Here is a 13,567-nt window from a genome sequence, read left to right as displayed (position 1 = left end):
ATACCCGGTTATTTAAAATTTAAAACTCGCTAAAATCCGAGCTATAATGTTCAAAAATTCATTATCTTTCCCAATTATTAATCACCTCCAAAACTCTAAAAATAGATAAGGTTTGAGTGAATAAATTCCCCGTCGGAGTCAAAAGTAAATTGGTCGCGTCGGAAAATCTCGCCAAACCGGAACGTTCAACAACAATAATGTCGGAGTTGCGAAGTAAAGGATTCGTCTGTTCGTTGGGGCCAGCAGAAAGATCAACAACAATCCTTCGCTGAGAAATGGTACCATCGGGGTTGAGGCGAATCAAATCCACAGACTTTTTACTAGCTCTGGGATTGAATCCACCTGCTTTCAGTAGGGCTTGGTTCAACGTGGTATCCGGGGCGACATCAATAGTACCGGCGCCGGGATTATCAATTTCTCCGACTACGCTCACCTTAATTGTAGCAGGGGAAAAACTGGCGCGAGCGATGGGAGTAATTTCGGCTAAATTAACGGCGGTTGCTTGGGGAATAATAATGGTGTCTCCATCCTGCAAGAAGGGGTCATGGCTGAGGTCGCCGGTTTGCAACAGTTCCCATAAATTGACGGGTATAATTTGTTGGGTACCGGCTTGGGTGATGCGGTGAAGTTCAATTTGACGGATATCGGCTTTTTCGGTAATTCCGCCGGCCTGTTGAATGGCCCAGGAAACGGTGGCGTATCCTCCGGGACGTTCGGTATTGGCATCCCCACCGACGAGGACGTAGTTCCCCGGACGGTTCACCTGTCCGACAACGATAACATTGTGAGGGGTATCGGGGGAGGTGGCTAAATTACTATTGGCAACCTGACGAATTTCGGCTTGATTAAAATTGGTGGTTGCGGGAATAATAATGGTGTCTCCATCCCGTAAAGTGACATTAACACGAGGATTACCGTTTTGCAGAAACTCCCAAAAATCGATGGGGATAATTTGTTCTCCCCCTCCCGGTTGCAGGCGGCGAAGCTGTATTTGGCGGATATCGGCCGATAGGGTTATCCCTCCGGCTTTTTGTATCGCATCTGCTAAAGTGGGATAACGCAGTTCGGGAAGACGAGACTCGGGGTCAAATAAATTCAAAGTATAAAATCCCGGACGTTGCACTTCTCCTGAAATTCCGATTTCTAACGGACGAAGTTGGGTGAGGGTAACGGTAATTAGGGGATGTTTGAGAATAGCCGCATATTCGATTTTAATCATTTCGGTGGCTTGTTCTAAGGTCATCCCTCGAACGTACAATCTTTTAATGTAGGGTAATTGTAATGTTCCATCGGCGAGAACTTGAGCTTCTCCACTAAAATCTTCGGAGTCAAAAATATCAACGGAAATTTGATCACCCGTTCCTAAAAGATAGGGAGATTGTAAAAACGGTTGATTATTCTCCGAGGGGGAAATTCTATTATTAGAAGGTGATGAGGATTGAGCCAAGCCGTTGAGATGACTTCCCATTGTTGTGAGTATCACCAAACAGAGGCTAGTCATGGTGCGGGTGAGGGTGGGAGTAGGAACAAAACTAACCATAGGGCTAAGATAGAAAAGAATTAATCATGCTCTCTGGTTTAAATTTTAATCTAAGTTTTTCTGAAAGCCCCCACTTTTTCCTCTAAACCCACAAATCTTAATCTTATGAAAGAAATTCTTTTTGATCCTCTATTTTTACCTTTGATTTTGGCAATTCTTATCGTTTATGCTTTGTTATCTTTTCATTTGGCAAGCAATAAAAAATTTGGTTTTTTACTGGGGGATTTATTTACCATTTTTTTGTTTTGTTTGTTTCCCAAACTGACGATTTTTCCGTTTAACAAGTTTGATTTAAGTTTCTTTGCAAATCCAGAATTTGTGGTGGCTTCGCCAACCGGAGTCATTCTGATTGTTTTTTATGGTTCTTCTTTTATTCTGTTGCATCTTTATTATCGCCAATATATCGAGCATACGCTGTCTTTATCGAAAGATCCCTTTTTGGGCAGTTTATTAGTCATGGCTGTCTGTTCAACGCTGTGGGCTTATGAAACTGAAAAAACATTGCGGGCGACTTTAATTATTTTATTTATCAGCAGTTTGGCGGCTCATATTGGTCGGCGATACAGTTTACAAAAGATCGCCCTAATGATGCGAATTTCTTACACGTTGGTCGCGGTTTTAAGTTTGTTTTATGCTTTAGCACAACCCAGTATCGGACTCCATGAAAAAGGATGGAAAGGGGTGGCAATTCATCCCAATTTTCTGGGAATTATGATGGCTTTAAATATTTTACTCTGGACTATAAACGGTTTAAATAAACCCAAATATCCTTGGCTGTCTTGGGGAATTGTTATTCTCTCTTTTTTGATTTTACAGATGGCTAATTCTGCCGGTTCTTTTGTGACAGCTTTGTTAATGTTAATGATGATTGGATTGTTGCTGATTCTCAAAAGTTTGACCTTTCAACAGGCGTTTACTGCAATTGTTTTGTTTTTAGTTTTGGGAATTGTCGCGATGATTTTAGTTACGGAAAATTGGGTGGCTTTACTGAGCAGTTTAAATAAAGATCCGACGCTGACCGGACGTACAGAATTCTGGCCGATGTTGATTGATGCAATTAATCAAAGACCCGTTTTAGGTTATGGATATCACAATTTTTGGCAACCTTGGCGGGGGGTGGATAATCCCGCAGCAGATATTATCACACCCGTTGGTTTTAAACCGCCTCATGCTCATAATGGATTTATTGAACTGGGTTTAGATTTGGGCTATGTTGGATTATCTTTATTTGTGATTTCCTTTTTCAGAAATCTGCTTTTGGGTTCAATGCTGTTAACGAGAAGTAAGAGCCTTGAATCTTTTATTCCGACGATTTTTATGGGCTATTTGTTGCTTCAGAATATTACAGAAAGCCGACTGCTTGAGGTGAATTTTGTCTGGTTTTATTACGTTTTGTTTACGGTCAAATTAAATCATATTCAGGAAGAACTGAAAAGGGAGCATAACCTTCAAGATTAGGATAGAATTTTCAATCTTCTGAGTCTTGATTGTCGGGATTGTTTGTTCTTGTAAAATAACTTAATCAAACTTTTCCAGGAAAGTCCTATAATATTTATTATCTGGAAGTTAAAATAACAAGTCAACAGCAAATTTCGTGATATAGTGTTGACAGCAACAGTAGCGGAATAAAAGAACTGTGCCGGAGTCCGACTCGAAAGTTCCTGCTCGCACCGATCCTGAACGCTTTTTTCGTACCGAACACCTAAAAGCCGATCTCAGAAGGCGTTCAATTCGGGGGGGTGCAATCACAATGATGGCTCAAATTAGCAAGCTAATCATGCAATTTGGGTCGCTGGTTGTCATTGCTCGTCTTTTAACTCCCGAAGACTATGGCTTAATTGGAATGGTAACAGTTATTACAGGCTTTATTTCCATTTTCAAGGACTTGGGCTTGTCAATGGCGACGGTGCAACGGGAACAAATTACCCACGCTCAAGTGAGTACCCTATTTTGGATTAATGTTGCCATTAGTGCGGCGATAATGGTGCTAACAATGGTGTTGGCGCCGGTGATTGGTTGGTTTTACGGCGAACCCCGTTTGGTGGCGATTACATTGGCGCTGGCGAGCGGTTTTATCTTTGGAGGATTAACGGTTCAACATCAGGCATTGTTGAAGCGACAAATGCGTTTAACAGCCTTGGCAATTATAGATATAATCGCCATGCTGGTTAGCATTGCAATCGGTTTAATTTTGGCGATTTTGGGCAAGGGTTATTGGGCATTAGTGGTGATGCAACTCGCGATGCCCATTATTAATTTTATTGGGGTTTGGGTGAGTTGTGGTTGGCGTCCGGGAAAGCCAAAGTTAGACTCCGAAGTGATGCCGATGTTGGCTTTTGGCGGGTGGAATACGGGCTTTACCGTTGTGAATTATTTTACTCGCAACCTCGATAATTTATTGATTGGAAAATTTTGGGGAGCGGATCAATTAGGACTTTATGCCCAGGCCTATAAACTGTTGGTTTTACCCTTACAACAGATTAATTTTCCCTTAACAACTGTTGCGTTACCCGGCCTTTGTAGTGTACAATCCGATCCGGAACGCTACCGATCTTATTATGGCAAAGCCGTTGAATTAATGGTAATGCTAGGAATGCCGATCACCGTTTATATGGCGGTGGATGCCGATCGGTTGATTATCAACTTACTCGGTTCTCAATGGAGCGGTGCGGTTATTCTGTTTAGAGCGCTCGCACCCGTAGCATTTATCAGCACTTTTAACGTGGCGACCGGTTGGGTATTTATCTCTTTAGGTCGGGCGGATCGTCAGTTTCATTGGAATGTTTTTTCTTCAATCATTACGGTAATTGGATTTCTAATTGGGGTGCGTTGGGGTGCATTGGGAGTGGCGATCGCGGCGAGTATTACCTTCTGCGGCTTGCGTTATCCCAATATTATTTATTGCTTCAAATCTACGCCACTAACACCTGAATATTTGCTAGAAATTTTGTGGAGGCCAACGATTGCTTCTCTGGGTGCTGGTGGATTATTTTGGATAACCCGTCAAGCTGTGATTGTGAGTATCAATCCATTTCTAGAAATCTTGCTTGACTTCGGATTATATACTCTATTTTATCTGTTTTGCTGGTGCATTTTACCTCGGGGTTTCCAAAAAATGCGAGAGATTACGCAACTGTTTAAAGAGTTAGGATTTCAACGCAAAAAAGCGGTTTAAAATCATGGCTAAATTCCATCAGTTTATTCCCCCTCCGATTCAACCCTTATACTCAAAAGTTCGAGAACTTCGGGACTACATTGAGCGAGAAATTAAAACCCAAAGGGCGAAAATAAATCCCCATCCTATTATAGTTTTAGGAAATCAAAAATCGGGGACTTCGGTGATTGCTGCTTTATTAGGAAAGCTAACCAATTTATCGGTCACTATTGATTTATACAAGGAGATTGATCACCCCTTACATCATCAAGTCATTCAAGGAAAATTATCTTTTGAAGAATTTGTTCGTTTAAATAAATTAGACTTTTCGAGAGAGATTGTTAAAGAACCTAATTTGACCCTGCTGTATGATAATTTATTAGAATATTTTCCCGAATCTCAGGTGGTGTTTGTGGTTCGCGATCCCCGAGATAATCTCCGAAGTATTCTCAACCGTTTACAGCTTCCGGGAAACCTTCCCCAACTTAACACCAAACACTGGGAAAGTATGAGTCCAACTTGGCGGTTAATTATAGAGAGTCAGGGGTTAAATCTGCCGGGAGAAAACTATATTGAAAGGATGGCTCATCGTTGGAATTATATGGCAGATCTTTATGATAATCACGCGGACAGAATGATTCTAATTCGTTATGAAGATTTTCTAAAAAACAAGGTTGGTCAAATCAAAACACTGGCTCAAGAGTTAGAATTAAAGCCGAGCAATGATATCTCCGATCAAGTCAATATTCAGTTTCAAAGCCGAGGAGATCGTAAGGTCAAATGGACAGATTTTTTTGGAACAGAAAACCTAAGTAAAATTGAATCGATTTGTAATAATAACATGAAAAAATTAAATTATTGATTTGAGGATTAAAACGAAAATGTACTCCCAAAATAAAGAAAAAATCTTCTTCTACTGCCTTTCTCCAGCTTCTCCAGAACAAGCCGCCTATCAACATTCTATTATCTGTTTAGCGGAAGGTCTGCAACAATTAGGAATTCCGTTTTACGGAAATATTAACTATTGGAAAACATCAGTTATAGAGGATAGCTACCTCGTTTGTCATCACCCTGAAATTAGAGCAGATGATTGTCAGGTTGCCGTTATTAGTGGTCGTTGGTTTGACTATGGTCATCCTTTTCCTGAAAATTTTTTTCATCCCAAACGAAAATATATAACAATATACTTGGATGATTCAGATGGGTTGAGAACCCCATCTTTTCGCGATGAATTTAGAAAATTTGACTATATCTTTAAATGTCATTATAATCGAAAAATAAAATATCCTAACAACTTTTATCCTTGGGCTTTTGGATTATCTAATCGGATTATTGAAGCGACCAAAGACCAACCCGATTTTCAGGAGAGAAACCAAACATTACTCTACAATTTTAGAGTGGAACATTCTCTGCGAGATACAGTTAAAACTCTCTTACTTAAAAATGATATTAACAAAATATTACCTTTAGACGAAACCATTGATAGTGCGAATCCAGGTTCTTTCTGTGCAGAAGATTATCTACAATGGAGCCAAAGCGGAAGGCGGCATTATCGTTCTTATTATCAACGCCTAAAATCATCAGTTGCTTGTGCAGCTTTTGGGGGAGTCTTTGTTCCCGCTTTTCCCCAAAACCCCAAACATTTAATGAGTCGAATCTTAAATCATATATTAGACGGAAAAATGATTTCTAAAATCGATTCTAGACTCCGAATCATTGTACAGTGGGATAGTTGGAGATTTTGGGAGTCTTTAGGGGCTGGATGTGCAACTTTTCATGTGGATTTTGATGGGAATAACTTTGTATTACCCGTAATGCCTATCAACTGGAAACACTATATCGGCATTGATTTAAAAAACGTCAAAGAAACGATTCAACGTCTCATCGAAGACACACAAATTTTAGCCGAAGTTTCCACTGCGGGGCGAAGGTGGGCAATTGAACATTATAGTCCTGTTCCCACAGCTACTCGGTTTCTAAAAGTCATCGGAAAAGATCATCTGATCAAATAATCGATTATGATTAAGTCTGGAGTAAAAATATGAGAATTGCCTTTTTAGTCGGAACATTTCCTTTATTATCAGAAACTTTTATTCTCAATCAAATTACAGGTTTAATTGACCGGGGTCATCAGGTTGATATTTATGCCGATTCTCCCGATCTAGATAAATTTCACGGCGATGTAGAAAAATATCAATTGCGGGATCGGACTTATTATCGACCGAGTTGGAGTTATCCTCACACAAAAGTTTTATTTAAAGGTTTAGGACTATTCCTACAATATTTTCCACAAAATCCAATGGTTTTGTTGCGTTCATTAAATGTATTTGAATACCAAAAAGAAGCCTATTCCTTGCGATTACTTTATGCGGCGATTCCAACGCTTGGAAAACAGCCCTATGATATTATTCATTCTCACTTTGGTCAGTGGGGTCAAAAAGGTGTTAATTTAAGAAAAATAGGAGCAATAAAAGGACGATTAATTACTTCATTTCATGGTGCAGATGTTAACTCACCTGTTTGGTATTCAGGTGGAGGAACGTATAAAAAACTGTTTCAATTTGGCGAAAAATTTACAGTCAATTCAAATTTTACGGGCCGAACGAGCGATTGCTTTAGGATGTCCGGCTGATAAAATTGTTAAATTGCCGATGGGATTAAATTTATCACTTTATCAGTTTAAAGCTCGTTATCTAGAAGCCAATGAACCCATAAAAATTATTACTGTAGCTCGATTGGTTGAGAAAAAAGGAATCGAATATTCAATTCGAGCGGTTGCTGAAGTTTTAAAACAATATCCTAACTTAATTTATCGCATTGTTGGTGATGGAGTTTTACGGAATTCTCTTGAAGAACTGATTAGAGAATTGGGTGTTTCTGAAAAAATTAAACTTTTGGGATGGATGACTCAAGAAGAGGTTCGTCAGCTTTATGTGGACTCTCATCTTTTCATTCTTTCGAGCGTGACAGCCCAAGATGGAGACAAAGAAGGTCAGGGTTTAGTGTTACAAGAAGCTCAAGCTATGGGTTTACCTGTTTTATCAACAATTCATAACGGAATTCCCGACGGGGTTTTAGACGGAAAATCGGGCTTTTTAGTTCCAGAAACCGATGTGAAAGCCTTGGTAGAAAGGATAAGTTATTTAATAACAAATCCCGAAAAATGGCCGGAGATGGGGCGAGTAGGTCGGGCATTTGTTGAGGAGAACTACGATATCAATCTACTCAATGATCGGTTGGTAAAAATCTATGAAAACTTATTAAAATCATCTGAACCGTCAAACCATTAATTTTTAGAAAAACCATGAAAACTCCTATTGTGTTTCTAATTTTCAACCGTCCTGAATTAACCGCAAAAGTCTTTGAGGTCATTCGTCAAGCCCAACCGCCAATGTTATTTGTAATTGCTGATGGCCCCCGCCCGGACAGAGCCAATGAAGCTCAAAAATGTGAACAAACTCGCGCAGTTATTGAGGGTGTTGACTGGAATTGTCAGGTATTAACCAACTATTCTGATGTTAATTTAGGCTGTGCCAAGCGTGTTTCTAGCGGTTTAAATTGGGTTTTTGATCAAGTCGAATCAGCAATTATTTTAGAAGATGATTGTCTAGCTCATCCGACGTTTTTTCGGTACTGTGAAGAACTTTTAGACTATTATCAGCAAGAAGAACGAGTGATGTCAATTGCGGGAACAAACTTTCAATTTGGACAGAAACAGACTGAATACAGCTACTATTACTCAGGTTTTCACGACTGTTGGGGGTGGGCAACTTGGCGACGAGCGTGGCAATATTTTGATTTTGAAATGAAGCACTGGCCCGAGTTACGAGATGGCGAATTTCTAACTCAAAAGTTACCCCATAAACGAGCAGTTAAGTTTTGGAAGCAAGAGTTTCAAGATACTTATGAGGGAAAAATTAACAGTTGGTTTTATCGCTGGTTATTATCCTGTTGGGTGGAGGAGGGTTTGGGAATTAGACCGAATGTTAATTTAGTTTCCAATCTGGGTTTTAGCTTGACAGATTCATCCAATACTATCGCCCAAGCTGAAAATATACCTTTTGCCAATATGGAAATAGAAGCGATGCAGTTTCCGTTAAAACATCCTCCAGAAATTATCGAAGATAAGCAAGCGGATCAAATTACTCAAGATCATCGCTATACACGCAGTTTTTTGGCTAAACTTCGACACAAATTAAAACGAATTATTTCTTCTTAACTTCCTTTTTAATTGAAAAAATTTACATTCAAAATCGAGCTTATGTCCGGTACAATATCTTCTGAATTCTCAAAATCTCAACCAAGTCACGCTTTCCCAAAAGTTTTGTTATTTAATCTCGTAACCGATGGACACTATGCCAACTATCTTCAATATTTAATAGAATATTGGCAAGCCCAAAAGCTTCCCGGAACACTTTATATTCTCGTCTTAGAGGAGTTTATTCATCTGCATCAAGATGTAGTTAATTTAGCAGCAAGCGACGACGAATCTAAAAAGATCGAATTTGTTGTTGTTAAGCCAGAAGAAGCAATTTTAAAACCAACTTCCTCTAAATTTAATCGTTTTAGTCGAGATTTTCAGGAGTTGCGACTCTTGCATCGATACGCCCAGTCTTTGGCTGTCAATCATTGCTTGATGATGATTGCGGATCGCTATTTAATCCCGCTCATTTTTCAACGTTTAAATTTTTCTTGTGCCGTTTCAGGGATTTGCTACAGAACTTCATTTCATTATACTCTTTTTCCCAATTATCAACCGACTTGGAAAGAGAAAATTCAACATTTTCGAGAAAAATTTGTTTTCTCTCAGGTTGTAAAAAATCCGTATTTGAAAAGCTTATTTTTTCTCGATCCTTTTGCAGTTAACGCCATCAATCAAAGCTGGAACTGTCAGAAATCCGTCTATATGCCCGATCCCGTCAAACATTATCGTGATTCGGAATTAAACTTAGAAAAACTGAAAGAAAACCTCCCTGTAGAATCGGGTCGAAAAATATTTTTATTACTGGGAAGTATAGGCGAACGTCGGGGAATTTATCAACTTTTAGATGCTATTGCATTGTTACCGGATTCTCTTTGTGAAAAATTGTGCTTGCTTTTAGTGGGAAAAATTGTAGATAGCGATCGCGAATTAGTCAAGGCAAAAATTGCAGCAATATCAGAGTCAAAACCCGTCCAAATTGTCACTCATTTTGAGTTTATATCGGAATTAGAAGTTCACGGCTACTTTCATTTATCCGATGTAATTTTATCTCCCCATCAAAAACATATTGGCATGAGTGGAACCCTAGTCTTAGCCGCAGCCACTCAAAAGCCGGTTTTGAGTTCAAACTATGGCTTAATGGGAGAAATAGTTAAACGCTACGGTTTGGGTTTGGCGGTTGATTCTACGATTCCGACTGAAATTTCTAAAGGTTTAACTCGTTTTCTTTTAGAACCCGAAAGTGTTTTGTGCGATCAAACCCAAATGAAACAATTTGCAGAGGAAAATTCCACCGAAAAATTTGCTCAAACTATTTTTAACAATCTCTAAATTAAAACCTTTTTAAGCGTTTAAGTGGAGGGCATCCGAACATGAAAACTAGAGAAGAAATTCGATTAGCATGGCTCATTCCTTCAGTCAAAGGCGGATACTATTGGCAACCTTTTTTTAAAGAAGTTACCAATCTCTTTCCGCAAATGGTTCTGTTTACCGGATATTGGTCAGGTTTTTTAAAACGATTTCAAGATAGTTTCACGGTCAAAATTGTTGGGGAAAGTCAGCAAATTTTGAGTGAAAAACATTCTGAAACCGGATACACTTCAAGCTTTATTTATGCTTCCCCTGCTATTATTTTAGATTTGCTAAAATTTAAACCCGATGTAGTTTTTAGCAGTTATTTTTCCATCTGGACACTTTTAGCCCTATTATTTAAGCCGGTAGGCAACTGGAAAGTTGTCATTTTTTATGATGGAAGTTCTCCGACAGTCGATGCTGTTAACTCCAAGGTTCGGCTTTATTCTCGCCGTCTGATGTCTCGCTTTACCGATGCTTTTCTCACGAATAATCGGGGGGGTAAATCCTATCTGGTTAATCATTTAAACGTTAAAGAAAGCTGTATTTTTATACAACCTTATCAAGTGGCAGATATTCAGACGTTATGTGAAAATTATGATAAAAAGTTAACTCAACTGCAATTAAAATCTCCTATTTTTTTGTTTGTTGGTCAAGTAATCCCCCGAAAAGGAGTCAAGAATTTACTGGATGCTTGTATTCTATTGAAAAAACAAGGCTATCAAAATTATACTTTGCTGATGGTTGGGGACGGAGAACAAAAAGAAGAACTCAAAACTTACAGTCAAGAAGCCGGATTAGAACAAATTGTGCAGTGGGTGGGTCAAGTCAAATATAATCAATTAGGAACCTATTTTCAGCAATCCGATGTTTTTGTTTTACCGACTTTAGAAGATGTTTGGGCGGTGGTGGTTTCCGAAGCGATGGCTTTTGGTAAACCGGTTTTGTGTTCTAAATGGGCGGGTGCTTATGAACTGGTTCGAGAGGGAGAAAATGGCTATGTTTTCGATCCCAATCAACCGGAAGATTTAGCAGTAGCCATGAGGGATTTTATCACCAATCATCCCAATCTTACTGAAACAATGGGGAAAAAATCAGTGGAGTTTATTTCTGAATATACCCCCCAAAAAGCAGCCGAAGTTGTTGCTCAAATTGTTTCCTTTGTTTTCGATCAAAAACTCAATTAAAAAGACAGTTATTCTTAATAACAGGTAATTTTATGCACGTATTCATTTCAGCATTAAGTCGCTTTACTCAACCAACGGGTCTTTGTCGGGGTGCGGCTAATTTAGCCAAATGTTTGGCGGCTTCCGAACAAGTTGAACAGATTACATTTGTTTTAGGAAGTTGGCAAAGACGGTATTTTGAAGAAGATTTTCAGCTTAATTCTGAGAAAATTAAACTTTTAGAAATTAACATCAAAAATAGTTCTTTAAAACGGAACTTTTGGTTTATGTTTAAACTGCCTCAATTGGTCAATAAACTCAAGCCCGATATCGCTCATTTTTCCTTTCCAATTCCTTTTGTAAACCCTTTATTTTCAGTCCCAATTGTTTCTACGATTCACGACTTTTACCCCTACGAAAAACCGGAGAACTTTGGATTTCCCAATTATTTATTTAATCAACTGTTTACCTATATGGCGGTCGTCAACAGCGATGGAATTGTTTGCGTTTCTCAAGATACTTTAAACCGACTTAAATACTATTTTCCAAAAGTTTATGCCAAGGGCAAAAGTCGTGTAGTTTATAACTATGTTGACTTTGAAAAAACTCAGCCTCAATTCCCAAATCAGCTTGACCTAAAAAACACACCCTTTATTTTGAGTGTGGCTCAACATCGAAAAAACAAAAACTTAGATTTACTCATTCAAGCTTACGATAAACTCCTTAAACAGAATGATATCGAGCCGTCAACTCAACTGATTTTGGTGGGAAGTCCGGGTCCTGAAACTGGCAATTTAATCGCACTCATTCATAAAAAATCACTGGCTAATCGAGTTTTTTTAACCTCATCTATTGACGATCAACAGTTGTGCTGGCTCTATCAAAATTGTCAATTAGTGGTTTCTCCTTCCTCAACCGAAGGTTTTTGTTTGCCGCTCGCAGAAGCCCTCTATTTTTCCTGTCGGGTTGTTTGTTCTGATATCTCTATTTTTCGAGAAGTTGGGGAGTCTGACTGTTTTTACTTTAACTTAGATAATAATCCGGTTAATCATCTCTCTCAAGCGATTGTTACCGCCTTAAAACAGCCTCGCCCCCAACTTATAACTGAGGAGTTTCGCTTCTCCAAATCAACAGCTATGGCTCAATATTTAGAGTTTTATTCAACCTGGCTCGAACCTTAACGACAACCCAAAGAATATCGAGTCGAAACCCCGGTTTTTGAGTTCACCCCCGTCGCTCTTGCACACAATTGTCGAAGCTGTTCGCCATCCAAAAGAGCATCGGTAAAATCTGCACCGGCGATTTTTGTATCCTTAAAAGTCGAACCAAAAAATAGAGCCTCTGTAAAGATAGAATCACTCAAATCAGCATCACTAAAATCGACTTGATCCAGCATTCCATAGGTCAAATCTGCACCCCGCATATTAACCTTTTGCATAATTGCTTTGCTAAAAACCGATCCCACTAACTGAGAATTGTCAAAGTTAGCAGACTCTAAATTTGAATTGGCAAACTCAGCCGCAGGGAGAGATTGATTAGAAAAATCCCGTCCTTGTAAGAGACTATGATTAAAAAACAAACCCGCCGGATTGTCCTCCGCCAGCGCCGTCATTGGCCAACAAAAGAACAACAGCATCGCCAAAAAAGTAATAAACCCTCGAATCATCCTCAAATCTCCTATTGAAATAGAATCTCTCATTCCAGCATAGCGATTCCCGGATACAGAACCCGAAAAACGGTGAATTTGCTAAAATTATAAGGTACTGATAGAGTTAAGCTTTGCTATGCTGAATTTCTTTCTAACTTGGCTACTTGCAGCTATTTCCCTGTGGATTACCGCTTATATCGTACCGGGCTTAACCATAGCCACTTGGCAAGCCGCAGCAATTGGGGTCGTGGTTATGGGGTTGGTCAATGCGATTGTTAAACCGATTTTAATTTTATTTACCCTTCCCTTAACATTGCTCACCTTGGGTTTATTTTTACTGGTGATTAACGCCATTTCTCTGTCAGTCGTGGGGTATTTTACACCCGGATTTACAGTGAATGGATTTTTTCCGGCGTTATTCGGTTCGATTGTTTTATCCTTAGTTTCGGGCTTGATTGGTAAAGTCTTCGATCGCAGCCAGGAAGTTTAAATCTTTTTGGTTTGT

General features: G+C 39.1%; 13 protein-coding genes. 11 read left to right on the top strand and 2 right to left on the bottom strand.

Annotation, left to right across the window (positions count from 1 at the left end):
- Positions 1-61 precede the first annotated feature (61 nt).
- Positions 62-1,540, bottom strand: a complete 1,479-nt coding sequence (locus ACL6C3_RS03200) for an SLBB domain-containing protein (RefSeq protein ID WP_413165283.1) — start codon at positions 1,538-1,540, stop codon at positions 62-64.
- Positions 1,541-1,645: 105 nt separating this feature from the next.
- Here ACL6C3_RS03200 and ACL6C3_RS03195 point away from each other — a divergent pair, with 105 nt between their 5' ends.
- The 10 genes from ACL6C3_RS03195 to ACL6C3_RS03150 all read left to right on the top strand — a co-directional run bounded on the left by ACL6C3_RS03195 (position 1,646) and on the right by ACL6C3_RS03150 (position 12,595).
- Entirely contained in the window at positions 1,646-2,998 is a 1,353-nt protein-coding gene (locus tag ACL6C3_RS03195) for an O-antigen ligase family protein (protein ID WP_413165282.1), read from the top strand.
- 178 nt (positions 2,999-3,176) lie between these two features.
- Complete coding sequence (locus ACL6C3_RS03190; protein ID WP_413165280.1) at positions 3,177-4,715, top strand: lipopolysaccharide biosynthesis protein; 1,539 nt, start codon at positions 3,177-3,179, stop codon at positions 4,713-4,715.
- Between the two features lie 4 nt (positions 4,716-4,719).
- Positions 4,720-5,556, top strand: a complete 837-nt coding sequence (locus ACL6C3_RS03185) for a sulfotransferase (protein ID WP_413165278.1) — start codon at positions 4,720-4,722, stop codon at positions 5,554-5,556.
- A 19-nt stretch (positions 5,557-5,575) separates the two neighbouring features.
- Complete coding sequence (locus ACL6C3_RS03180) at positions 5,576-6,706, top strand: hypothetical protein (protein ID WP_413165276.1); 1,131 nt, start codon at positions 5,576-5,578, stop codon at positions 6,704-6,706.
- Positions 6,707-6,735: 29 nt separating this feature from the next.
- Positions 6,736-7,326 carry a glycosyltransferase gene (locus tag ACL6C3_RS03175; protein WP_413165274.1) on the top strand — a complete coding sequence of 197 codons (591 nt, stop codon included), beginning with the start codon at positions 6,736-6,738 and terminating at the stop codon, positions 7,324-7,326.
- Positions 7,256-7,984, top strand: coding sequence for a glycosyltransferase (locus ACL6C3_RS03170; protein ID WP_413165272.1), 729 nt, complete (start codon positions 7,256-7,258; stop codon positions 7,982-7,984). Before ACL6C3_RS03175 ends, ACL6C3_RS03170 begins: the two co-directional genes overlap by 71 nt.
- Positions 7,985-7,998: 14 nt before the next feature.
- On the top strand, positions 7,999-8,913 hold the full coding sequence (locus ACL6C3_RS03165; protein ID WP_413165270.1) for a glycosyltransferase family 2 protein: 915 nt from the start codon (positions 7,999-8,001) through the stop codon (positions 8,911-8,913).
- Between the two features lie 42 nt (positions 8,914-8,955).
- A complete protein-coding gene (locus ACL6C3_RS03160; RefSeq protein WP_413165268.1) occupies positions 8,956-10,227 on the top strand; it encodes a glycosyltransferase in 1,272 nt (423 codons plus the stop codon).
- A 41-nt stretch (positions 10,228-10,268) separates the two neighbouring features.
- The gene (locus ACL6C3_RS03155; protein WP_413165266.1) at positions 10,269-11,435 is read left to right on the top strand and encodes a glycosyltransferase family 4 protein; all 1,167 of its coding nucleotides are present in this window, start codon (positions 10,269-10,271) and stop codon (positions 11,433-11,435) included.
- A 32-nt stretch (positions 11,436-11,467) separates the two neighbouring features.
- Entirely contained in the window at positions 11,468-12,595 is a 1,128-nt protein-coding gene (locus ACL6C3_RS03150) for a glycosyltransferase family 4 protein (protein ID WP_413165264.1), read from the top strand.
- Here ACL6C3_RS03150 and ACL6C3_RS03145 read toward each other — a convergent pair.
- A complete protein-coding gene (locus ACL6C3_RS03145; protein WP_413165262.1) occupies positions 12,592-13,080 on the bottom strand; it encodes a pentapeptide repeat-containing protein in 489 nt (162 codons plus the stop codon). The genes ACL6C3_RS03150 and ACL6C3_RS03145 overlap by 4 nt on opposite strands.
- Positions 13,081-13,198: 118 nt before the next feature.
- Between ACL6C3_RS03145 and ACL6C3_RS03140 the strand changes: the two genes are divergently transcribed.
- Positions 13,199-13,552, top strand: coding sequence for a phage holin family protein (locus tag ACL6C3_RS03140; RefSeq protein ID WP_413165261.1), 354 nt, complete (start codon positions 13,199-13,201; stop codon positions 13,550-13,552).
- The last annotated feature ends 15 nt before the right edge of the window (positions 13,553-13,567 follow it).

Source organism: Capilliphycus salinus ALCB114379 (assembly GCF_047276495.1).
GTDB classification, from domain to species: domain Bacteria; phylum Cyanobacteriota; class Cyanobacteriia; order Cyanobacteriales; family Microcoleaceae; genus Capilliphycus; species Capilliphycus salinus.
This window is presented reverse-complemented; position numbering and strand designations above follow the sequence as displayed.

Coding starts and splice junctions, on each gene's coding strand:
- ACL6C3_RS03165 (WP_413165270.1), top strand. CDS start 7,999: ATGAAAACTCCTATTGTGTTTCTAATTTTCAACCGTCCTGAATTAACC.
- ACL6C3_RS03200 (WP_413165283.1), bottom strand. CDS start 1,540: ATGGTTAGTTTTGTTCCTACTCCCACCCTCACCCGCACCATGACTAGC.
- ACL6C3_RS03180 (WP_413165276.1), top strand. CDS start 5,576: ATGTACTCCCAAAATAAAGAAAAAATCTTCTTCTACTGCCTTTCTCCA.
- ACL6C3_RS03150 (WP_413165264.1), top strand. CDS start 11,468: ATGCACGTATTCATTTCAGCATTAAGTCGCTTTACTCAACCAACGGGT.
- ACL6C3_RS03160 (WP_413165268.1), top strand. CDS start 8,956: ATGTCCGGTACAATATCTTCTGAATTCTCAAAATCTCAACCAAGTCAC.
- ACL6C3_RS03140 (WP_413165261.1), top strand. CDS start 13,199: ATGCTGAATTTCTTTCTAACTTGGCTACTTGCAGCTATTTCCCTGTGG.
- ACL6C3_RS03185 (WP_413165278.1), top strand. CDS start 4,720: ATGGCTAAATTCCATCAGTTTATTCCCCCTCCGATTCAACCCTTATAC.
- ACL6C3_RS03155 (WP_413165266.1), top strand. CDS start 10,269: ATGAAAACTAGAGAAGAAATTCGATTAGCATGGCTCATTCCTTCAGTC.
- ACL6C3_RS03145 (WP_413165262.1), bottom strand. CDS start 13,080: ATGATTCGAGGGTTTATTACTTTTTTGGCGATGCTGTTGTTCTTTTGT.
- ACL6C3_RS03195 (WP_413165282.1), top strand. CDS start 1,646: ATGAAAGAAATTCTTTTTGATCCTCTATTTTTACCTTTGATTTTGGCA.
- ACL6C3_RS03175 (WP_413165274.1), top strand. CDS start 6,736: ATGAGAATTGCCTTTTTAGTCGGAACATTTCCTTTATTATCAGAAACT.